We start from the raw sequence: 21,530 nt of genomic DNA, 5'->3' as shown, positions 1-21,530 counted from the left end.
GTATTAGTAAATTATTAAACAGTCTCTCTATATGGCACACAATCGTCAAGCCCAGGCGCGTCCCCACCGTGATCGACGCGACTGGAAGAACCTCAGAAATATGCTTCCCTACCTCTGGAACTACCGGGGGCGGGCCCTGCTGGCCCTGGGCTGCCTGGTGTCGGCCAAGGTGGCCAATGTGGGTATTCCCGTGGTGCTCAAGGAGATTGTCGACGGCATGGAGCGCAGTCAGCAGACGCTGCTGATCCTGCCGGTAGCCCTGCTGATCGGCTACGGCGCCCTGCGGATCAGCAGCACCCTGTTTAATGAGCTGCGCGACGTGGTGTTTGCCCGGGTGCGTTACCACGCCATGCGGCGACTCGCCACCGAGGTGCTGACCCACCTGCACCGGCTCTCGCTCGGGTTTCATCTGGGACGCCAGACCGGCGCCATCAGCCGGGATCTGGATCGCGGTACCCGCAGCGTCAGCTCCATCCTCAACTACATGGTGTTCAGCATCATCCCGATGGTGGTGGAGTTCTCGCTGGTGGCGGTGATCCTGCTCACCAACTATGACCTGATCTTTACCCTGGTCACCTTCGGTACCGTGGCGGTCTATATCGCCTTCACATTTGCCGTGACCGAGTGGCGCATGGATTACCGCCACACCATGAACCGGCTGGAGTCCCAGTCCAATTCACGGGCGGTGGACAGCCTGATCAACTACGAAACGGTCAAGTATTTCGGCAATGAGCAGCTTGAACTGGAGCGCTTTGACAGCACCCTCAACGAGTGGGAGGAGGCGGCGGTAAAGAGCCAGAACTCCATGTCCATGCTCAATTTCGGCCAGGGGGGGATTATCGGTCTCGGTGTGACCGCCATCATGTTCTTCGCCGCCGGCGGCGTGGTGGACGGCAGCATGTCCATTGGTGACCTGGTGCTGGTCAACGCCTTCCTGTTGCAGCTGTTCATCCCGCTCAATTTCCTCGGCATGGTCTATCGCCAGATCAAATACTCCCTGGCGGACATGGATCTCATCTTCAAGCTGATGGAGCAGCAACCGGAGATACAGGATCGCCCGGAGGCTCCGCCCCTGCAACTCAAGCGGGGCGAGGTGCGTTTCCAGCATGTCGGTTTCTCCTATATACCGGAGCGGGAGATCCTGCGGGATGTGGATTTTACCATTCGCCCTGGCGAGAAGGTGGCGGTGGTGGGGCACAGCGGAGCCGGCAAATCGACCCTCTCCCGGCTGCTGTTCCGTTTTTACGATGTGACGCACGGGGCGGTGCTGGTGGATGGCCAGGATGTGCGGGCGGTGACCCAGGAGAGCCTGCGCCAGGTGATCGGGGTGGTGCCGCAGGATACCGTGCTGTTCAATGACACCATCTACTACAACCTGGCCTATGGGCGCCCCGAGGCAACCCGGGAGGAGATCGAGGCGGCGGCGGGCATGGCCCATATCCGGCATTTTATCGAATCCCTGCCGCAGGGTTATCAGACCCTGGTGGGAGAGCGGGGGTTGAAGCTTTCCGGTGGCGAGAAACAGCGCATTGCCATCGCCCGGGCGATCCTCAAACAACCGCGGATTCTGGTCTTTGACGAGGCGACCTCGTCACTGGATACCCAGACCGAGCAGGCGATTCTGGAAACCATGCGGGAGGTGGCGCAGAACCACACCACCCTGGTCATTGCCCACCGGCTCTCCACTGTGGTAGATGCCGACCAGATCCTGGTGATGGATCAGGGACGAATTATTGAACGTGGCAGTCACCGGCAACTGCTGGAGCAGGCGGGGGTCTACCGGGAGATGTGGCAGCTGCAACAGGAGGAGCGAAAGATGCAAGTGGAGCAGGCGATATGAAAAATTGGCAGGATAGACAATTTTCACGGCCGCAGGCCGCCCGACAGAGTGCGGCACAGGGAGGTGTTTGCCGCATGAAAAATTGGCAGGATAGGCAATTTTCACGGCCGCAGGCCGCCCGACAGAGTGCGGCACACGACTGCATGGATGCAGGAGGTAGAGCAACGCAGGGAGCGGTTGCCGAGGGAGGTGCCGCATGAACATCTATCTGGTAGGTGGGGCGGTGCGCGACAGGTTGCTGGGCCTTCTGGTCAAGGACCGGGACTGGCTGGTGGTGGGCGCTACCGAAGCGGAGATGCTGGAGCGGGGCTTTATCCGTGCCGACGGACTCTTTCCGGTGTTCCTGCATCCCGATACAAAAGAGGAGTACGCGCTGGCACGTCGCGAAACCAAGACCGAGCCGGGCTACAAGGGTTTCAGCGTGGAGTACGGGCCGGATGTCACCCTGGAGCAGGATCTGCGGCGGCGGGACTTCACCATCAACGCCCTGGTGCAGGACGAGGACGGTGAGGTGATCGATCTGGTGGGAGGGCTGGAGGATATCGAACAGCGCCGGCTCCGACATATTACCCCGGCCTTCACAGAGGACCCGGTACGGTTGCTGCGCGGCGCACGTTTTATAGCCCGCCTGTCGAAGCAGGGCTTCTCCCTGGCCCATGAGACCTTCAACCTGATGAAGCAGATGGCAACTCCGGAAGAGCTGGCGGCGCTCAAGCCGGAGCGTATCTGGCAGGAGATGATACGCGCCCTGAATGAGCCGGAGCCGTGGCGGTTTTTCGAGACGTTGCAGCGCTGCGGCGCACTGGCCCTGATGCTGCCGGTGCTGGCCGAGGCGATCGGTGGAGACGCCTCGCACGCGGAGCAGCCGGCCAGCGAGCCGATTCTGGCGCTGAAGCGCGCGGTGGCCGCGGAGGCCGGTCCGCTGGTCCGTTTTGCCGCGTTGTTTCATTCCCTCTGTCAGGGACCTGCCCGTACCCGTTGGCTTAAGGAGGCGCTGCCGGTGGAACGGGAGTATCTGGATCTGCTGGCCCAGGTACAGGGGGTGGCGCGCTTCTATCCGTTGGCTGCCCAACGCGATGCCGAGGCGACGCTGGATCTGCTGATCCGTGGGCGGGCGCGCCAGCAACCGGAGCGCTTTCATCGTCTGATAACGTCGTGTGGCGTTATCTGGCCCGAGCAGTCGGCGCAGGCGGCCAACTGGCTGGCGGATGCCGGGCGTGCCATGGCCTCCATCTCGCCCGCCAGGCTCAGTAAAGAGGGTTTGCAGGGGGCGGAACTGGGTCGGGTGCTGCGGGAGCGGCAGATTGCGGCCATTGCGGCAGCCGCCGGTGCTGCTGAGTAGCGCGTTTGTTACCGACCGTCCCGCCGGTGAAGTTGGGCGCCCCGCGGGTGCAGTGAAATAGCGCATGGGCTGTGGCGCTGGACACAGTCCTCTCTATGGATGCGCTGTTTCCTCTGCAATCGGAAATCATGCTAAATTAGCAACTTCGAATACAGCATTGCAGTATCCGCCCCATGCATATCCAGACAAGGTGAACGATGAACAAGGCCATGACGAACGAAGAGAAGACCCCTCGTTCTCCTGTGCCTGAGGGTGGTGGCCTGCTGATGACCATGGTGAGCCGCTATCCCTATCTGCAGGTGCTGGTGGCCGCCCGTATGCTCGGGCCGCTGATTACCCTCGCCGCCGTTCTGCTGTTCAGCTTGCTGCTGCTGCTCTGGTATACCCCGGGTGCGGATTCCGGGATTTTCCGGCTGCTGTTTCTGGCCGCCATCCTGGTGGCGATAGGCGCCTTTATCGTCGGCGTCAACCGCCTGCGTAACCGGCTGCTGGCCCCGCTGGTGCAGCTGGAGCGGGCGGTGGGGGATGTCTGCCAGGGTGAGCCCTGGACAACACTCATCTTTGATGACGTGGGGGTGCTGGGTCCGCTGGCCCGGGATCTGGACAGTCTCAGCAGCGAGCTGATCGATCTCTACGAAGATATGGACAACCGGGTGGCGCGGCAGACCCGAAGGCTGGCCCAGCAGACCACCGGATTGAAGGCGCTCTACGACGTGGCAGCCAGCATCAATCAGGTGGATGACATGGATGAGCTGCTGCTGCGGTTTCTGCGCGTGCTCAAGGAGATGGCGCACGGCGTGGCCGCCACGGTTCAGTTGACCACTTCCCAGGGCCTGATGCGGCTGGTGGGCAGTATCGGGCCGGATGACCGGGTCCTGACCGAGAGTGAGCAGCTGCCGGTGCCGCTGTGTCAGTGTGGCAAGGCGCTCTCCAGTGGCGATGTGCTCTGTGAGCACGATGCGGTGGCTTGTTCCCGGCGCAACGGTCGCCACATGTACGGCAGTGATGAGCTGGAGCAGATCACCATCCCGTTGAAGTTTCATGGTGATGTGCTGGGACTCTACCGTCTGCTAATCAAGAAATCGTCCATGGAAGGGCGTGAAGAGACCTATGACCTGCTCTACACCATCGGCAGCCATCTGGGTATCGCCATTGCCAAGCACCGCTCGGATGAAGAGGCGCGGCGGCTCTCCATTATCGAGGAGCGCACCGCCCTGGCTCATGAGCTGCACGATTCCCTGGCCCAGACCCTGGCCAGTCTGCGCTTCCAGGTACGTATGCTGGACGAGACCCTGGAACAGGAGCCGGGGGACAACTCGCTGGCGCGCAACGAGCTGGAGCGCATCAAGAACGGCCTGGACGAGGCGCATACCGAGCTGCGGGAACTGCTCAATAACTTCCTGGCCCCGGTGGATCAGCGCGGATTGATCCTGGCGCTGGAGAAGATGACCCAGCGCTTCCGTCAGGACACCGGTGTCTCCATCTTCTTCCAGTCGGGCTGCCGCCAGGTGAACATGGGGGCCAGCGAGGAGATGCAGCTGCTGCGTATCGTGCAGGAGAGTCTGGCCAATATCCGTAAACACGCCAAGGCGCATACTGTGCGGGTGCTGCTTACCTGCAGCGCCGATGGAGAATACCGGTTGCTGGTGGAAGACGACGGCGTTGGCTTTGACAATATCAGGCCGCACGGCAATCCGGGCGAGCATATCGGGCTATCAATCATGGAGGAGCGGGCCAGAAGGGTGGGCGCCGAGCTTAAGATCGAGAGCGAACCCGGCGAAGGCACCCGGGTGGAGTTGACCTATAATCCGGGCCAGGGCGCCCGCAAGAGCGAGCAGAAAGAGATCAGCTGATGCGTATCCTGTTAATCGATGACCATGCGCTGTTTCGAATCGGACTCCAGGAGCTGTTGCAGCGCCGGGGAATCAATGTGATCGGCGCCTTTGGCAACTGCCAGGAAGGCATCGAACTGGCGGCGCGTGAACGTCCCGATGTGGTGCTGCTGGACATGCGAATGCCCGACATGAGCGGCATCGAGGTGCTGCACGTGTTGCGTGAGAAAGGACTCACCATGCCGATCGCCATGCTCACCACCAGCCGCGAAGAGAGCGATGTAATCAATTCCCTGCAGGGCGGCGCCCAGGGTTATCTGCTCAAAGACATGGAGCCGGACGAGCTGATCAACGCCCTGCGCGCCATAGTCGGCGGTGCCACCATCGTGGCCCCGGAGCTTACCGGCATCCTGGCCAAGGCGGTGCAGGGTGAGAGTCAGACGGCCGCGACCAGGGACATCTTCTCCGATCTCACCCCGCGCGAGGCCGAGATCCTCTGCCTGCTGGCCGATGGCCAGAGCAACAAGGTGATCGCGCGCAATCTGGGCATCTCCGACGGCACCGTCAAACTGCACGTCAAATCCATCCTGCGCAAACTCAATGTGCACTCGCGGGTCGAGGCGGCGGTGATCGCCGTGGAGCAAGCCCTCTGTTCCCGTGAGCCGTAACCCGTTTCATCAACGATAAACCAACGCAGTAACAGGACTTATCACTATGATGCGTTTTATAGAACTGATCCGTAGCTGTTTGACGGATGTAAAAGAGATCATGCCGTGGGATCTGGAAGAGCGGCAACTGGCCAATCCCGATCTGCTGATCGTCGATGTACGGGAACCGGAAGAGTTCGCCACCATGCACATCCCCGGCTCCATGAACGTACCGCGCGGCATCCTCGAATCCGCCTGCGAGTGGGACTATGAAGAGACCGAGCCGGAACTGGTAGAGGCGCGCGACCGCGAGATCGTGGTGGTCTGCCGCTCCGGCTATCGCAGCGTACTGGCCGCCAACTCCCTGCAGGTGCTCGGCTTCAACAACGTTGCCTCACTCAAGACCGGCCTGCGCGGTTGGAACGACCACGAACAGCCGCTGGTCAACGCCAACGAACAGCCGGTGGACGTGGAAGACGGAGACGACTACTTCACCACCAAACTGCGGCCGGAGCAGATGCGGCCGACGCGCAGCTGAATCTGTTCCCGCTCCGTGCGGGGTGTCCCTGGTGCCAGCAAGGACAATATTCAGATCTCTCCGTAGGTTGGGATGAGGAACGAATACCAACAAAAGGGATCGGCCGTTCCCTCGGTGAAGGTTAAACCCCCCTGGATGTTGGGTTCGCAAGCTTACCCCAACACGTGGCGTTGAATCGTCGTGTTGCCTGTTGGGGTTCGCCTTGCTCGCCCCAACCTACGCGTTGATACGCCATAACCGCACTGCCCCGAAACCCGAATCGAAAGGGCAATAAACCGTTTCATTCCCGAGGGATTGTCTGATAGTCTACCGAGATTCCAAGGAATCTCCCTGGCAGGATGTTGAATACCCTTTCAAATCAGTTGTTCTGCCTGAGCGTACAATCAATGCAGACGGGATAATGCATAGAGCAATAAGTCGCTTTTTACAAATAATACGCGAGCAATATTTCTCAAGAATTGCGCGAGACGCATAATCAGCTGCCCAACGAGATTTGGTGATATCGAATGACATCTACAGCAGATTTTTATCAAACAGACTTCGCCGGTACATTATTTCCGTTGAAAACGAATTCGATAGTCATCTGCAAACACGGCACCGAATTATCGGAGTACATATACCAACGCGTCTTGGTTCCTGAATGTCCAGGTGATAGCTTTTTGCCGCAACAGCGAGTGTACGCAACAAAGCCGCATGGACATCTTCGCCGCACAACTAAGTTAGATCCTGTCGCAGAGTTCTTTCTTTACGATGTAGTCTACCGAAACAGAGGGCTTTTTCGGCCAGAGGTCAGCGACCGTCGAAGATCTTTTGGATATCGTTTTAAGGAAGGAAAAAGAATTCCAGTGCATGTCGCGTACGGTGAGTACAAACAAGCCCTTTCTGAATGTTCGAATGATTACAAGCATAACATTCAGTTTGATATCGCCTCATATTTCAATAGCCTCTACCATCACGATGTTGTCCATTGGTTTAGTTCGCACCATGGCGTTTCAGATGTAGACGAAAATGCAGTCGGGCAATTCTTTAGGGAGATTAATGCTGGGCGTAGCATCGACTTCATGCCTCATGGCATTTATCCAGCGAAGATGATTGGTAACGAATTTTTGAAGTTCATAGATTTACATGGGCCGTTGAAATCACAAAAAATAGTCCGGTTCATGGATGATGTAACACTTTTTGATGATGACCCCAGAGTGCTCCGCGCAGATTTCGAAAAGATTCAGCAACTACTTGGGCAGTTTGCCCTCAATGTTAATCCTTCGAAAACTGGATTCGATAACTCCGTCGGTGATGTCAAGGAGGCACTATCTGAGATTCGTAAGTCCCTTAAGGAAATTGTCACCGAATATGAGGAAATACCAACGGCATCAGGTGTTGAGCTGATCGAAACGGAGGCCGAAGTAGAGAATAGCCTGGGCAACGAACAAGTAAATGCACTGCTTGCGTTGCTTCAAGATGATGCTCTAGAAGAGTCAGATGCTGATTTGATTCTTGGGTTTTTAAGAGCCCATAGTGATTCTCTACTAGATCATCTTCCGATTCTTCTTAGAAAGTTTCCTAATATTATCAAACATATACATACGGTATGCTCTGGTGTGACTGACAAGCCAGAACTTTCAACGATATTGCTTGATTTCCTGAAAGAGAGTTCTGATTTTCTGGAGTTTCAGCTTTTTTGGATTGGAGCGATTGTTGAGGATTATCTTCGGGGTGAGGGTTGCTATGGTGACGTCCTCCTTAGACTCTACGAGCTAACTAATGACTACAGTATTGCACGCGCAAAAGTCCTAGAAATTCCAGAGCAGGGATTTGGGTTGAAAGAGATTCGGGATCAATATCTGAAGACTGGTCAGTCCAATTGGCTATCATGGTCTTCAGCTGCTGGTGCACGCACTCTAAAGGCCGCAGAGCGTAACTATGTCCTTTCCTATTTCGCCAAGGCTTCTGCGCTCAACCATTTGGTTGCAGAAGGGATAATGAAGTGTGAGTGAGTTAACAACAGCTAACAAGGCCAGGCACTGCGACGTGCTTTTTCGTTGCGGCTTCGCCTTTGCTGCAATACCGAGCGTGCTGGCGGCGTTGGTCACCACGATCACATCGCAACATCGATGCACCAAAATAGTCTAGAGCAAAGCCTTATAAAAAATGGACAGCAACCCGTCAGACATTAATCCACTGAATCGGATCGTATGGCGGACGGCGATCTCAGGACGCTTAGAGCGCTTTGCTGTGCTCCTAAACGACCCCGAGGCACAGAAGTACTTCGGCGAAGATTTTGTAACAAAGCTGAGCGCGAAGATTGAACGTCTTTTCCGACTAATTCTCGTACTTGGGGCGATCTACGCCATCCTCATGTTATCGCTTTTTGCCGCACAAGATCCGAATAAGACAGAGTTTCAGATTCTTGGCTACAGTTTCAAGAATCTGGGGCACTACAAGGAATTTCTGCTTTTCGTCGCCGCTCTGCTTTCCCCTATCTCCAGCGGCATCTCCGCCTATCATCGATACCTTTCCGAGATCCGTAAAGTAGCGCTAAAGAAACTATTCCCAAACCCCCAAGTCCTTGAGTTTGCGGCCCACATCTACTCAGATGGGTATGCCGATCCGTTGATCAAGGATAGCCAAGCCGCACACATCAGGCCCCATGGTTTTACAGTTTTCTTAGTGGCCGCCTTCGGGATTGTCTTTCTCGCTGTCCTAATTGCTCTGCTTGCTTCCTCATTTATTCTGCAAATCGCCGTCATTTACGACGTTGCGAGCAACCCATCCTCATCGCCGTTCATAAACGGCTTCATTGTTGTTTTCTCATTAGGTGCAATCGCGCTTTCTTGGCTAATTGGGCTTCTTCAACTCCCGTTGCCTGAAGTAGATCTAGGTGCCTACACAAAACTCAGTGAACTGCGCCAAAGCAACCAACAGCAGTACCAAGAAACAATGAAACGACTCTCAGCGGATTCGGCAAGGAGGGAACAAGCATGGTCCATAGGGTCTGCAGTGGCGATATTCGTCTTCACCTATTCTGCAATAGCCATCTTTCTGTTTTCGCAAGTCCAACTGAGTCTTTGGCCGCTTTTGTTTAAGTCGATCCCGGGCATAGCGTTCGCCATCATCGTTGCAACATTTGTTGCCTCCAGGATCAAGCGCACGGTCTATAGAAATTACTTTCGAAAATACCCTGAAGGCACCGACCCCGAGTTCAATTTGTTTTCTCGTGCGACCAAGATCATCGGTATCTCTCGTCTTGGGCTAACGTTCATTACCTCAATCGCGTATAGCCTTATGGTCATTACTGGTCGTTGAAATGGCAATCACACCACAGCATAAATGTGCTCTATTCCTGTGATGCCCAACCCATTGGAGTATTTGAAGTTTGGGGTCAGATGAAAAACTCAATCTCGTACATGTAGGTTCAGCTATACGGCTGCTCTATACTTCGCTAACGATCAAGGATGATGAGGGTGTTCAACACTCTGTGTCATCCGACCCTCACAACGCAATGTGATCATCTAGCCGTCCATCAAAATGGATCGCCAGCTCTGAAAGCGTGAGGTTCCCGAGTTACCCACGAATAGTAGATATTCTGTATAGTTGAATTTCCCTGCATGGCAGCGCTCCTTCACAATGAAGGGTGCATTATCGACAAACCTGATACACGGATACCAGCATGAGCAAACTGCGAAAAGATGTTTCGATTGAGCTACTGAACCAGCGTGGAACGGAGTATTTACCTGGGTACCTCGGTATCCAGATGGTGAAACTGACGGCCAACAACCTCCACAGTCGTATGCCGGTGCAAAAGCTGCACTTTGCGCCCAACAATTTCTTGCACGCGGCAAGTGTGGTGGCGCTTGCCGACACCACCTGCGGCTATGCCACCATCGCGCACTTGCCGGATGGGGCGGAATCCTTCACTACTATAGAGTTGAAGAGTAATCACCTTGGTACGGTCAAGGAGGGAAGCATTGTTTGCCACGCGACTTCCCAGCATCTGGGAAAAAATACCCAGGTATGGGATGCCGTTGTATCGGATGAGTCGACTGGCCGGAAGATCGCGTTGTTCCGCTGTACCCAGATGATTCTTTGGCCGAAGGCTTAAGTCGGCACAGGGTGAAGTTAAATAATGACAAAAGCGATTTTTTCGCTAATCTTTTTAGACCATGATTCAGGTGGATTGATGCCTGGGTATCCTGTTGGGTAAAACCGGTTTCACATGGAGGATCAGAGATGAGCGAACCTTTTATCGCGGCGGATAAGAAACCCCGTTGTCAGTGGTGTGGCGCTGCACCGGAGTTCCTGGATTATCATGATCACGAATGGGGCTATCCGGTGGATGAGGATAGGCGCCTGTTTGAAAAGTTGTGCCTGGAGGGCTTTCAGTCGGGGCTTAGCTGGCGCACCATCCTGGCGAAGCGGGAGAATTTCCGCAAGGCCTTCCAGCAGTTTGATTTCAACAAGGTCGCCCGCTTTACCGAACGGGATGTGGAGCGCCTGCTGCAGGACGCGGGTATTGTGCGTCATCGCGGCAAGATCGAGGCGGTGATCAATAACGCAAAACGTGCCCGGGAGCTGGTAGAGCAGGAGGGATCCCTGGCAACCTTTTTCTGGCGTTATGAACCCGAGGCCGATAAATTGGCGGAGCCGCAAACCGCATCGACGTCGGATGAATCGGTCGCTTTATCCAAGGCGTTGAAAAAGATGGGCTGGAAGTTTGTCGGCCCGACCACCGTATACGCCTTTATGCAGGCCATGGGGTTGATTAATGATCATGTCGAGGCCTGTGTTATCAGGGACAAGGTGGCGCGTGCGCGAAAGAAGTTTGTCCGACCCTAGACTCATAGCCAGACAAAGAGATAAATTCAGTGCGATCGGGAAGATATTGGCCGTGAATGAATGGTATTTGAACCTGGCTGAGCATTGTGGGTAATCAGGTAAGGAAATAATCATCGGAGTCGAAAACCATGGAACTACCCGCATTGCCCGATACGCACGGCCTCGCCGTGCTTCTCCTGGTAGTGGTCGCCCTGGCCCTGTTTACCCGCGAACGGATTCCGCTGGAGACCTCCAGTCTGGCGGTGCTGGTGCTGCTGACTGCCGGGTTTGAGCTTTTTCCCTACATGGCCGATGGCGGACAGCTCCATGCCATCGATTTTTTCTCCGGATTTGGCCATGAGGCGCTGGTAGCTGTTTGTGCCCTGATGATTGCCGGGCAGGCGCTGGTGCGGACCGGCGCACTGGAACCGGTGGGGCGTCAGCTTGCACGGTTGTGGTCGATCAGTCCCATGCTGTCGTTGCTGATTACTCTGCTGGTGGGTGCATTGTTGAGCGCCTTTGTGAACAATGTGCCCATAGTCGTACTGCTGCTGCCCATCCTGGTCAGTGTTTCCCTGCGCAACAACCAGCCGGCATCGAGCATTCTCATGCCCATGGGTTTTGCCACGCTGGTCGGCGGTATGAGCACCACCATCGGCACCTCCACCAATCTGCTGGTGGTTTCCGTGGCATCCGATATGGGGCTGCCGCGCTTCAGCATGTTTCATTTCTTTATTCCGGCAGCGATTGCCGGTGGTCTGGCTATCCTGTTTTTATGGCTGCTCGCACCACGTATGCTGCCCAGGCGCGAGGCGCTGATGGAGGATACCTCGCCGCGTATTTTCACCGCACAACTGCATGTGGACGAGGATAGTTTCGCAGCCGGCAAAACCCTGGCCGAGGCGAATGAAGAAGTTGGTCGGACGTTGAAGATCATACAGATTCACCGGAATGGCGGGGTTGTGTTGACCCCTTTGCCCGATGTCGTCATCAAACCGGGTGACCTGTTGAGTGTGAAGGACACACCGGACAATCTCAAGGAGATGGAGACTGTGCTGGGGGCAAAGCTTTACACCGATGACAAGCGGGTGGATGAGGAGCATCCGCTGCATGATGAGGATCAGCAGTTGGCGGAGATTGTGGTCACCCAGGGCTCGCCGCTGGATGGCACAACCTTGTCACGCCTGCGTTTTTCCGATTACTACCAGTTGGTGACGCTGGCGCTGCACCGGGCGGGCGCCACTGTCCGCACGCTGCGGGAGGAGGTGGGGAGTGTTCGACTGAACGTGGGTGATGTGCTGCTGGTGCAGGGCAGCCGTGAGCGGATCGCGGAGTTGAAGCGCAGTGGTGAGTTGCTGGTGCTCGATGCCACCAGCGACCTCCCCACGACAAAGCGGGCGCCCCTGGCACTGCTGATCATGGCGGCAATCGTGGTGGTGGCGGCTTTCGGTATTCTGCCTATCGCCATCAGCGCCACCTGTGGCGTCCTGCTGATGATTATCACCCGCTGCCTGAGTTGGCGAGATGCGGCGCAGGCGCTTAGCACCCAGGTGATCCTGATCGTGGTAGCCAGCCTTGCCCTGGGAATGGCGCTGTCCAAGACGGGTGGCGCACACTACCTGGCACAGCTCTTTGTCAGCGTGAGTGCCGGCAGTTCACCCACCGTGATGCTCAGTGGTCTGATGCTGGTCATGGCGGTACTGACCAATATCGTCTCCAATAATGCCGCCGCCGTGATTGGTACGCCCATTGCCGTCAGCATCGCGCAACAACTGGGTCTGCCCGCCGAACCCTTCGTGCTGGCGGTACTGTTTGGCGCCAACATGAGCTACGCCACCCCCATGGCCTACAAGACCAACCTGCTGGTGATGAATGCCGGGGGATACAAGTTTAATGATTTTGTCCGTGTCGGCATTCCGTTGACCTTGATTGTCTGGTTGGCGCTCTCCTGGCTGCTGCCCATGATGTATGACATATAATGACCCGAGCGGAAAAATTTTCACGGCTGATAAGTGCAGAAATAACTCGATCAGTCACCGGGAAGTCACCACATGCAACCTTCCTTGCTGATTATAGGTTCCCAACATGGTTTTACTGCGCAACGCCAATGAAAATGATTTTTCCGCCATTCTTCATCTGAACGATGCCGTGGTACAACAGACCAGTCCCATGGATCTGGACGGGCTTCGGTTCCTGCACAGCCTGGCCTGTTTTCACCAGGTGGCGACGATCGGCGGACAGGTGGCCGGATTTCTCCTCACGCTGCGGGAGGGAACTGTCTACCAAAGCGATAATTACCTCTGGTTCCAGTCCCGCTATCCGCAGTTTATCTATATCGACCGCGTTGTGGTGGGTGCCGAGTTTGCCGGTCAACGGGTGGGCAGCAGCCTATACCGGGCGTTGCTCGAGTTCGCAGCTGCCAGCGATATTTCGGTTGTTGCCTGCGAGTTCAATCTCGAACCGCCCAATCCAGCCTCCCGGGCCTTTCATGCCAGGTTCGGCTTCAGGGAAGTGGGAAGACAAAGGGTATCCGGGGGCACAAAACTGGTTTCGTTGCAGGTCGTTGATCTGCACCCGCATCTCAAGCCGCTAGCCGGAGCCGGAATGCCCCGGTCGGGTGCTTGATCTCCAGATTCCCTTCGCGACACCGGTGCTGCTGCGAATACCAAATCCGGAATGACCGGGCTTTGCGCGGCATGTTGGTTGCCTGAACTGCAGCGGAGGCGTGTTTATTTTCTAGCAGGACTCGTTTTCGAGAGGTTTTGGCGGATTTGTTCTGATCTGGTTTAGTGATTTTTACTCAGGGTCTACTGGTTCACCGTATACCCCTGTCTCCATTCGATCTGTGTTGGTGATGCTGATGCTCAAGGTGTTCTTTCCTTCGGCCTTGGCGGTATACATGGCGTCGTCGGCAAGGCGCAGTAGAGTGCGTGCATCCTTTGCCGACTGCGGGAACAGGCTTATGCCGATGCTGACTCCAACCTGACACAAGCGGCTGTTGATATTGACCGGTTTATTGATGGCGCTTATCAACTTTTGCGCAATCAGTGAGGCATCTGCGGGCAGTACCAGGTCGCCCAGCAGGATTGTGAACTCATCGCCGCCCATGCGGGCCAGGATATCCTCCTTTCGTATACACTCCCTCATGCGTGCGCTGATGGCTTGCAGCAAATGGTCGCCAACTTCGTGGCCATAGTTATCGTTGACTGTCTTGAATCCGTCCAGATCCAGAAATAGCAGTGCTAACTGACGGTCGTGTCGTTGTGCATTGTGGATCGCGATTTCCAGATGTTCATTGAACAGGGAGCGGTTGGGCAGGCCGGTCAGATTGTCATGTGTAGCCAGGTGCGTTAACTCCTGCTGTGCCTTGACCCGTTCGTGAATCTCGTGAAGCAGTTTGTCATTCGTGCGGGCCAGTTCGCGGGTACGCTCCGCTACGCATTTTTCCAACTCCTGGTTAAACTGTTGCAGTCTCTGTTGGACCTCCTTTTTTTCGGTAATATCACGCACCACCACAATATAGGCCGATTCACCGTCCAGCTCGATTTTGGAGATATCGATCTCCGCAGGAAAAGTCGAGCCGTTGCTGCGACTACCCGTCACCTCGCGGCTCATGCCGAGCTTGCGTTTTTTCCATACATCCAGATCACGAATAAGATAACCATTGCTGTCTTCGGCAATGACCTGGGGCATGAGTGTGTGGGCGCTCTTGCCAACCAGGATGTTGTGGTCGTAGCCGAATATCAAGTTGCAGGCCTTGTTGCATGAGATAATTATTCCCCGGTCATTCAGGGTGAGGAGGCCATCCATCATATTCTCGCGGATGGTACGTTCCCGAAGTTCGCTGTGACGCAGTTCGTTCTCCGACTCATGGCGACGTGCGATTTCGTTGCTGATGCGTCGGTGAATCAGAGAGGCGATAGTGATGCTGAATAGCACCCCAAAGGTGCTGAGAAAGATCATCAGGCTATAGGTTTGCTCAATCTCACGGCTGGTGCTCTTCAGGTTGTCGAGGTTTTGTTGCTGTTTCAGGAGAATAAACTCATCCATCAAAGCCATGGCTCTGCGCTGGCCGGGCAGTGTGGTATGAAACAGCAGATCGTCTGCCAGTTGGTACTCCTGGTCACGCAGGTGCTGGATGACGCGATTTTGCGAAGAGGCGGTTTTTACCGTCTGGGCGTGTTGACGATCCAGCAGTTGCCGTTCTACGGCGGGGATGTCATAGGCAAGCAACTTCTCCCGTGCTGCAACATACCGAGATGCCGCAGTGCTCATCTCCATGGCATATTCATCGACTGTAAATGGGTCATTGGTGATCATCGCCGATTGCAGGCTGATGGAGCGTTCGCGGGCGACCTGACGCATGGTGTGCATCATTGTGATTTGTGTATTGCGATCCTGGACAATTTCGGTGAGGCCTGATGAGAGGCTCTGTATGCGATAAAGACCAGTACCGGTTATTGCTACCAGAACGGTGATAACCAACAGAAAACCATAGACGATAATGCGCCTTGACGTCCTCTGTGCGGACATGCGCTTCTCCCTGCGTAAATTGTATTTTTTATAATTGGTATGCTGTTGTTTGCCGGGGTCTCTTTAACGGACCTGATCTTATGCTCGACAAACTGTAGTCATCATAACAGCTTACTATGGCAGAACGAAGTCTCGTCCATGACCAGGCTGAGGCGGGTGTGACAGAAGTATCAGAGTGGGTTTGTCTCACCTGTTTCGTCAGTGTTTCTATTATCCCGTCGACTGGTTCACCTAAAGGCCCGGGACGTTGGTAAGAAAAGCCTTGTGCGGATTTATAAAGGTAAAAAAATATCTATTAATAATTAATACCAGTATTTATAGATAGAAAAATACCTATTAAATAAAATTTACGCTCTATGCCAGATTAATGTAGTAATATAGATAAAGTATTACTTATTATCGTCATTAATGGCTATTTATAGGTAAAATTATGCCTATTAAAGATATTTATATCATGAGCGATGACGCCATCGCCGCTGAAGTTGGCAGGCGTATTGAGCAGATGCGACTGGAGGCGGATATCACTCAGGAATCCATCGCGGAAGAGCTGGGCATCACCACCAAGACCTATCGGGCCACGATCAAGGGAAAGGGAAAGTTCGCAACCCTGATTGGTATCTTGCGGGTTCTCGGGCAGCTGGAACTGATAGATCGGTTTATACCGGAAACGCCGTTTAGCCCCATGGCATTGCTGGAATTGCGGGGGCGCCAGCGCCAGCGGGCCTCCGGGCTGACGGTTGTGAAAAAAGAGTCATCCGGTGAGGAGGATCTGGGATGGTGACGCACCAGCTCGCCAGGGTAATGCTTTGGGGTGATCTGGTGGGAGCCCTGGCTTACAACGAAGAGAGCGGGTTCACCGCCTTTGAATACGCTCCCGGCTGGATACGCAAAGGGATAGAGATTTCACCCATCCGGCTGCCACTTGGCCGGCAAAAGTATCAATTTACCGAGCTTCCCTACGCAACCTACAAAGGGTTGCCGGCTGCCTTTGCCGACACCCTGCCCGATGATTTTGGTAATGCGGTAATCGATGCCTGGCTGGCTAAGCAGGGCCGGGACGCAGATTCATTCTCCCCGCTGGAACGTCTCCTCTATACCGGGCGGCGAGGAATGGGTGCCTTGGAGTATCACCCGGAGTTTGACAGGACCTTGACCCGCGCGACGCCACTGCAGGTCGATGCGCTGGTTGAGATGGCGCAAAGTGTGATCAGTGGGCGCGCCGCCATGCAGTTGTCGATAGCGCAACATGAGCGAACCAATGGACTGGAGTCGATGTTTCAGGTGGGCACCTCCGCTGGTGGCGCCCGGGCCAAGGCCGTGGTCGCCATTAACCGGCAGCGCACTGAACTGCGTAGCGGCCAGGTGGATTGTCCTGAAGGCTTTGAGCAGTTCATCCTGAAGTTTGATGGGGTGGTGGACAGTAATCAGGCGCACCAGACGTTCGGTGACCCACAAGGGTATGGCCGCATGGAGTATGCCTACTATCTGATGGCCAGGGATGCGGGCATCAATATGTCCCATAGCGAACTGCTGGAAGAGGGCGGGCGGGCCCACTTTATTACCCGGCGGTTCGATCGGATCGGTAATGAGAAAGTGCACTACCAGTCGCTCTGCGCCATGGATCACGCGGACTACAAAAAACCGGGTCACTACAGCTATGAACAGCTATTTAGCCTGATGCGCGCCCTTCGTCTGGACCGACAATCCGCCCTCGAGATGTACCGGCGCATGGTGTTTAATATCGTTGCCCGCAACCAGGATGATCACCCGAAAAATATTGGTTTTATCCGCAGGCAGGGGGCGGACTGGCAGTTGGCCCCGGCGTTTGATCTGGCTTACAGCTTTCGACCCGATTCTCCCTGGGTCGGTAGCCATCAGATGACCCTGAACGGCAAGCGTGACAAGTTTGTGCTGGATGACCTTCTGCTTCCCGCCACAACCTTTATGAAGGAGGCCCGGCATATAATCGACACTGTTCTGGAGGTGGTTTCCCGCTGGCCGGAGTATGCGGAAAGGGCGGGTGTCTCCAGGGATTTCTCGGCGGCGATAAGAAAAAATCACCGGTTGCGCCTTGACTGAGTGGGGCCTTGCCAAGTTTGGGCTTACTCCCACCGGAAACTGCGCGCCCCGATGGCCATGAACACTATGCTCATGGCCAGCATGATCAGCAGATGCGGGAAAATATCCACCAATCCGGCGCCGTCGATCATGATGGCGCGGGCGGCCTCGATCATGTGGGTCAACGGGAAGATCTGCGCGGACTGCTGAATAATCTCCGGTGATCCCTCGAGGGAGAACCAGACCCCGGAGAGCATCATCATCGGCCAGCTGATCATATTCAGCAGGCCGTTGGCGGTCTCTTCGTTGGAGAGGCGGGCGGCGATTATCAGGCTCAGGCAGATCATGCTGAAGGTGCCGATCACCAGCACCAGCAGCAGGCTGAGATAGGAGCCGTACATGCGAAAGCCCACCAGCAGGTTGGTGCCGGCGTAGACCAGACTGGTAACGGTGACAATCAGCCAGAGCCGGGACATCACCTGGGCGGAAAGAAATTCCAAGGCGGTAAGGGGGGTTGCCTTGAGCCGTTTCAGTACCCCGTTTTTGCGATAGCGGACGATCACGTAGCCGACACCGAACAGCGAGCTGAACATGATGTTCATCCCCAGTACCCCGGGGATCAGCCAGTCCACATAGCGGATCGCCTCTCCGCTGACAGTCTGCCGGGTAAACTGTGTTTCGCCCCCCTTCAGCAGCTGTTCCAGCAGATAGCCGTTGGCCGACTGGTCGTTGATCCAGTAGCTGCCGCTGGCGCTGTCCAGCAGCATATCCAGTTGATGGCGCTCGACCTTGGTGACAGCGGATTCGATGCTGTCGACCGGGATGAACTGGATGTGTTTGAGCTGCAGGAAGCGCTCCACACCGGGGGCCTGTTTATGCTGCTCGAACAGGCCCACCTTGAACAGCGTCTGGCCACCGGTGGAGAAGGCGAAGGCAAAGCCGAACACGATCAGCACCGGCAGCACGATGTTCCAGGAGAGGGCGCTGCGGTCGCGCACAAATTCCAGATTCCGGGCCGTGAATACGGCGAAAAAACGGCGCAATCCCATCGCTCAGCTCCTCAGCTCGCGGCCGGTCAGTTCAAGAAACAGATCTTCCAGGGTGCGGGAGCGGATCTGCAGATGGGTCAGCGGCACCTTTTGGGCGATCAATTGCTGGATACTGGCATTGATATCCTCACTCAGGATCTCCACCTGTCCGTTAATCCTGTGCAGTTTTAACTGTGCATCCTGGTCGAGGGATTCCGGCACCTCATTGGCCGGCAGGCAGATCACCGAGTGGTCGAAATGCTTCTTCAGCAACGCCCGGGGTGAGCCCTGGGCGATGATCTTGCCATGGTCCATGATGGCGATCTCATCACACAGTTCGTAGGCCTCCTCCATGTAGTGAGTGGTGAGCACCAGGGTCTTCTGCTCCTGTTTGATATCATTCACCAGCTGCCAGAAGTTGCGCCGTGCCTGGGGATCAAGGCCGGTGGTGGGCTCATCCAGAAATACAATCTGTGGATCATTGATCAGCGCGATGGCCAGCAGCAGTCGCTGGCGCTGGCCGCCGGAGAGGCGGCGCACATCCCGGTCCAGGAACTCACCCAACGCACAACGCTCGATCAGTTCATCTATCGGGCGGGTACGGGGGTAAAAGCGGCTGAACAGCTCCAGGGTTTCACCGACCCGGATAAACTCCTGCAGCGAGGTCTCCTGAAACATGATGCCGGCCTCCTGTCGGAACGCCACACCGGTCGGTTCGCCCTTGTAACGAACATCCCCCCGGGTCGGGGTGATGATCCCCTCCAGCATCTCCACCGTGGTGGTCTTGCCGGCCCCATTGGGACCCAGCAGGCCGAAGCAACTGCCGCGCTCAATGGCGAAGCTGACCCCATCCACCGCCTGGACCCCGTTGAAATGTTTTACCAGATTGTCGACTTGCAGGATGCTGCTCATGGAATGTCCCGTCGAGTTAAGCGTTCATTGTATGCTATTTGGCCCTGACGCGGGATCATCCGGCACCCGTCTGCGCTGGAGCCGGGTCTTCGTTGTATGGGGTGTCGGCGCGCGCTTGCGGTATCCTGGATGGCAGGATAAAAACGGAAAAATTGCACACGGAATGGTCTAAATTCTAACTGTATAAAGAGACGATTTTTATTCATGGATGCTAGCGGAACCAGACAGCCGGGAGACACGAGTATGCTGATTGGAGTACCAAAAGAGATTAAAAATAACGAGTACCGGGTGGGTCTGATTCCGGCAAGTGTGCGTGAGCTGATCCTTCACGGGCATCAGGTCGTGGTAGAGAGTGAGGCCGGTATCGGCATCGGCATGGACGATGACGCCTATCGGGCGGTTGGCGCGGAAATCGCGGGTGATGCCAGGGCGGTTTTTGAAAAGGCCGAGATGGTGGTGAAGGTGAAAGAGCCACAGCCCACCGAATGCCGCCTGCTGCGGGAGGGGCAACTGCTGTTTACCTATCTGCACCTGGCCCCCGATCCCAACCAGACCGAACTGCTGCTGAATGCCGGTGTCACCGCGATCGCTTATGAGACGGTGACCGACAGGCACGGCGGGCTGCCGCTGCTGGTGCCCATGTCCGAGGTGGCTGGGCGCATGTCGATCCAGGCGGGTGCCATGTGCCTGGAGAAGTCCCACGGGGGTGCGGGTCTGCTGCTGGGCGGTGTGCCCGGCGTAGCACCTGCCAATGTGCTGGTGATCGGTGGGGGGGTGGTGGGGACCAACGCCATCCGTATGGCCATGGGGCTGGAGGCCCGTGTGACGGTACTGGATCGCTCCCTGGAGCGGTTGGCGGAACTGGATCTGCAGTTCGGCGGCCGGCTTAATACCATCTACTCCACCAAGGAGGCGCTGGAGGAGTACGTGCTGGACGCCGACCTGGTGATCGGTGCGGTACTGGTGCCGGGGGCGGCGACACCCAAACTGGTGACCCGAGAGATGCTGGGTCGCATGCGCCCCGGCTCGGTGCTGGTGGATGTGGCGATTGATCAGGGGGGCTGTTTCGAAACCTCCCATGCCACCACCCATGCCGATCCCACCTACATCGTGGACAATATCGTGCACTATTGCGTGGCCAACATGCCCGGTGCCGTGGCGCGCACTTCCACTTTTGCCCTGAATAACGCAACCCTGCCGTTTGCCCTGGCGTTGGCCGACAAGGGCTTCCCCCGGGCCCTGGCGGATGATCCCTGTCTGCTGGAGGGGCTCAATCTACACAAGGGTCGTGTCACCTATGAAGCGGTGGCCAGTGCCCTCGGATATGACTATCTGCCCGCCCGGGAGGCGCTGGCGCTTTGAATCCGATAGAGAAGCCGTTGATGAACGGGGGTGCCGGGTTTGCCGGTTGAATAGAGGCTTTTTCTTTTCACAGCAATCATTTGGTTTACAATGGTTCGATCTCAAATCAGCGCTTGTTCACAAGATCATGCCCAAAAGCAAAAAGAAAACCGACCTAAAGAAAATCAACAACAGCCTGTTGCCGGGGTTTCTGGGATACCATTTGCGCCTGACCCAGCTTGCTGTATTCAGGGATTTTGCCGAATCAGTCGGGGAGGCGCAGATCACCCCGAGTCTATATGCGGTGCTGGTGATTATCGATGCCAATCCTGGGCTGAAACAGACCGAACTGGCCAAGGCGGTGCGTCTGGATCGCTCCTCGGTGGTGTCGGTGATCGACAAACTGGAAAAACAGAAACTGGTGGTGCGCCAGCGAGTCGAGGGCGATCGGCGCACCAATGCGCTGGCCCTGACCGATGCGGGGCGCGAGTTGCTGAGTGAACTGACGCCGCTGGTGGAAGCTCATGAGGCGCGTCTGTCCGGCAACCTCTCTGAACGTGAGCACGCCACCCTGATCAAGCTGCTGGGCAAGATTCTGCCGGAAACCCGTTAGCCCTGCTTTCTGTTGCTTCGGTTCAAGGCGACAT

18 protein-coding genes are annotated in these 21,530 nt (G+C 56.1%); 15 read left to right on the top strand and 3 right to left on the bottom strand.

The features are described from left to right. Positions 1-31: 31 nt before the first annotated feature. From ACHZBF_RS12520 to ACHZBF_RS12470, 11 genes are all read left to right on the top strand, one after another. Positions 32-1,840, top strand: coding sequence for an ABCB family ABC transporter ATP-binding protein/permease (locus ACHZBF_RS12520; RefSeq protein ID WP_029131924.1), 1,809 nt, complete (start codon positions 32-34; stop codon positions 1,838-1,840). Positions 1,841-2,036: 196 nt separating this feature from the next. Beyond that, positions 2,037-3,182: a rhodanese gene (gene cca, locus ACHZBF_RS12515; RefSeq protein ID WP_273439788.1), complete on the top strand. Its 1,146-nt coding sequence runs from the start codon at positions 2,037-2,039 to the stop codon at positions 3,180-3,182. A 197-nt stretch (positions 3,183-3,379) separates the two neighbouring features. Continuing rightward, positions 3,380-5,035 carry an ATP-binding protein gene (locus ACHZBF_RS12510; protein ID WP_321528633.1) on the top strand — a complete coding sequence of 552 codons (1,656 nt, stop codon included), beginning with the start codon at positions 3,380-3,382 and terminating at the stop codon, positions 5,033-5,035. Further along, positions 5,035-5,682 (top strand): response regulator, encoded by a 648-nt coding sequence (locus ACHZBF_RS12505; protein WP_029131926.1) that lies wholly within the window; start codon positions 5,035-5,037, stop codon positions 5,680-5,682. Before ACHZBF_RS12510 ends, ACHZBF_RS12505 begins: the two co-directional genes overlap by 1 nt. A 46-nt stretch (positions 5,683-5,728) precedes the next feature. After that, positions 5,729-6,199: a rhodanese-like domain-containing protein gene (locus tag ACHZBF_RS12500; RefSeq protein ID WP_321528632.1), complete on the top strand. Its 471-nt coding sequence runs from the start codon at positions 5,729-5,731 to the stop codon at positions 6,197-6,199. A 506-nt stretch (positions 6,200-6,705) separates the two neighbouring features. Next, entirely contained in the window at positions 6,706-8,193 is a 1,488-nt protein-coding gene (gene drt5, locus ACHZBF_RS12495; protein WP_321528631.1) for an antiviral reverse transcriptase Drt5, read from the top strand. 154 nt (positions 8,194-8,347) lie between these two features. After that, positions 8,348-9,502 (top strand): hypothetical protein, encoded by a 1,155-nt coding sequence (locus tag ACHZBF_RS12490; protein WP_321528630.1) that lies wholly within the window; start codon positions 8,348-8,350, stop codon positions 9,500-9,502. A gap of 364 nt (positions 9,503-9,866) precedes the next feature. Further along, positions 9,867-10,298 (top strand): PaaI family thioesterase, encoded by a 432-nt coding sequence (locus ACHZBF_RS12485; protein WP_321528629.1) that lies wholly within the window; start codon positions 9,867-9,869, stop codon positions 10,296-10,298. 128 nt (positions 10,299-10,426) lie between these two features. Next, a complete protein-coding gene (locus tag ACHZBF_RS12480; protein ID WP_029133545.1) occupies positions 10,427-11,032 on the top strand; it encodes a DNA-3-methyladenine glycosylase I in 606 nt (201 codons plus the stop codon). Positions 11,033-11,160: 128 nt separating this feature from the next. Continuing rightward, positions 11,161-12,990, top strand: coding sequence for an SLC13 family permease (locus ACHZBF_RS12475; RefSeq protein ID WP_321528628.1), 1,830 nt, complete (start codon positions 11,161-11,163; stop codon positions 12,988-12,990). 106 nt (positions 12,991-13,096) lie between these two features. Then, on the top strand, positions 13,097-13,636 hold the full coding sequence (locus ACHZBF_RS12470; RefSeq protein WP_321528627.1) for a GNAT family N-acetyltransferase: 540 nt from the start codon (positions 13,097-13,099) through the stop codon (positions 13,634-13,636). A 171-nt stretch (positions 13,637-13,807) separates the two neighbouring features. On the opposite strand, the gene ACHZBF_RS12465 is transcribed toward ACHZBF_RS12470, so the two are convergent. Beyond that, entirely contained in the window at positions 13,808-15,544 is a 1,737-nt protein-coding gene (locus tag ACHZBF_RS12465; protein ID WP_321528626.1) for a diguanylate cyclase domain-containing protein, read from the bottom strand. Positions 15,545-15,974: 430 nt separating this feature from the next. On the opposite strand from ACHZBF_RS12465, the gene ACHZBF_RS12460 reads away from it, so the two are divergent. Next, positions 15,975-16,325: a helix-turn-helix domain-containing protein gene (locus ACHZBF_RS12460; protein WP_029133541.1), complete on the top strand. Its 351-nt coding sequence runs from the start codon at positions 15,975-15,977 to the stop codon at positions 16,323-16,325. After that, positions 16,319-17,623 carry a type II toxin-antitoxin system HipA family toxin gene (locus ACHZBF_RS12455; RefSeq protein WP_321528625.1) on the top strand — a complete coding sequence of 435 codons (1,305 nt, stop codon included), beginning with the start codon at positions 16,319-16,321 and terminating at the stop codon, positions 17,621-17,623. The genes ACHZBF_RS12460 and ACHZBF_RS12455 overlap by 7 nt, the downstream gene beginning before the upstream one ends. Positions 17,624-17,646: 23 nt before the next feature. Here the strand turns inward: ACHZBF_RS12455 and ACHZBF_RS12450 are convergent, their stop codons facing one another. Continuing rightward, positions 17,647-18,651 (bottom strand): ABC transporter permease, encoded by a 1,005-nt coding sequence (locus ACHZBF_RS12450; RefSeq protein WP_273439774.1) that lies wholly within the window; start codon positions 18,649-18,651, stop codon positions 17,647-17,649. 3 nt (positions 18,652-18,654) lie between these two features. Then, positions 18,655-19,542 carry an ABC transporter ATP-binding protein gene (locus ACHZBF_RS12445; protein ID WP_321528624.1) on the bottom strand — a complete coding sequence of 296 codons (888 nt, stop codon included), beginning with the start codon at positions 19,540-19,542 and terminating at the stop codon, positions 18,655-18,657. Between the two features lie 243 nt (positions 19,543-19,785). Here ACHZBF_RS12445 and ald point away from each other — a divergent pair, with 243 nt between their 5' ends. Continuing rightward, a complete protein-coding gene (gene ald / locus ACHZBF_RS12440; RefSeq protein WP_321528623.1) occupies positions 19,786-20,904 on the top strand; it encodes an alanine dehydrogenase in 1,119 nt (372 codons plus the stop codon). Between the two features lie 127 nt (positions 20,905-21,031). Beyond that, a complete protein-coding gene (locus tag ACHZBF_RS12435; RefSeq protein WP_037375230.1) occupies positions 21,032-21,496 on the top strand; it encodes a MarR family winged helix-turn-helix transcriptional regulator in 465 nt (154 codons plus the stop codon). Positions 21,497-21,530: the final 34 nt, after the last annotated feature.

Source organism: Sedimenticola selenatireducens (assembly GCF_963675335.2).
Taxonomy (GTDB): domain Bacteria; phylum Pseudomonadota; class Gammaproteobacteria; order Chromatiales; family Chromatiaceae; genus Sedimenticola; species Sedimenticola selenatireducens.
This window is presented reverse-complemented; position numbering and strand designations above follow the sequence as displayed.

Coding starts and splice junctions, on each gene's coding strand:
- ACHZBF_RS12520 (WP_029131924.1), top strand. CDS start 32: ATGGCACACAATCGTCAAGCCCAGGCGCGTCCCCACCGTGATCGACGC.
- cca (WP_273439788.1), top strand. CDS start 2,037: ATGAACATCTATCTGGTAGGTGGGGCGGTGCGCGACAGGTTGCTGGGC.
- ACHZBF_RS12510 (WP_321528633.1), top strand. CDS start 3,380: ATGAACAAGGCCATGACGAACGAAGAGAAGACCCCTCGTTCTCCTGTG.
- ACHZBF_RS12505 (WP_029131926.1), top strand. CDS start 5,035: ATGCGTATCCTGTTAATCGATGACCATGCGCTGTTTCGAATCGGACTC.
- ACHZBF_RS12500 (WP_321528632.1), top strand. CDS start 5,729: ATGATGCGTTTTATAGAACTGATCCGTAGCTGTTTGACGGATGTAAAA.
- drt5 (WP_321528631.1), top strand. CDS start 6,706: ATGACATCTACAGCAGATTTTTATCAAACAGACTTCGCCGGTACATTA.
- ACHZBF_RS12490 (WP_321528630.1), top strand. CDS start 8,348: ATGGACAGCAACCCGTCAGACATTAATCCACTGAATCGGATCGTATGG.
- ACHZBF_RS12485 (WP_321528629.1), top strand. CDS start 9,867: ATGAGCAAACTGCGAAAAGATGTTTCGATTGAGCTACTGAACCAGCGT.
- ACHZBF_RS12480 (WP_029133545.1), top strand. CDS start 10,427: ATGAGCGAACCTTTTATCGCGGCGGATAAGAAACCCCGTTGTCAGTGG.
- ACHZBF_RS12475 (WP_321528628.1), top strand. CDS start 11,161: ATGGAACTACCCGCATTGCCCGATACGCACGGCCTCGCCGTGCTTCTC.
- ACHZBF_RS12470 (WP_321528627.1), top strand. CDS start 13,097: ATGGTTTTACTGCGCAACGCCAATGAAAATGATTTTTCCGCCATTCTT.
- ACHZBF_RS12465 (WP_321528626.1), bottom strand. CDS start 15,544: ATGTCCGCACAGAGGACGTCAAGGCGCATTATCGTCTATGGTTTTCTG.
- ACHZBF_RS12460 (WP_029133541.1), top strand. CDS start 15,975: ATGCCTATTAAAGATATTTATATCATGAGCGATGACGCCATCGCCGCT.
- ACHZBF_RS12455 (WP_321528625.1), top strand. CDS start 16,319: ATGGTGACGCACCAGCTCGCCAGGGTAATGCTTTGGGGTGATCTGGTG.
- ACHZBF_RS12450 (WP_273439774.1), bottom strand. CDS start 18,651: ATGGGATTGCGCCGTTTTTTCGCCGTATTCACGGCCCGGAATCTGGAA.
- ACHZBF_RS12445 (WP_321528624.1), bottom strand. CDS start 19,542: ATGAGCAGCATCCTGCAAGTCGACAATCTGGTAAAACATTTCAACGGG.
- ald (WP_321528623.1), top strand. CDS start 19,786: ATGCTGATTGGAGTACCAAAAGAGATTAAAAATAACGAGTACCGGGTG.
- ACHZBF_RS12435 (WP_037375230.1), top strand. CDS start 21,032: ATGCCCAAAAGCAAAAAGAAAACCGACCTAAAGAAAATCAACAACAGC.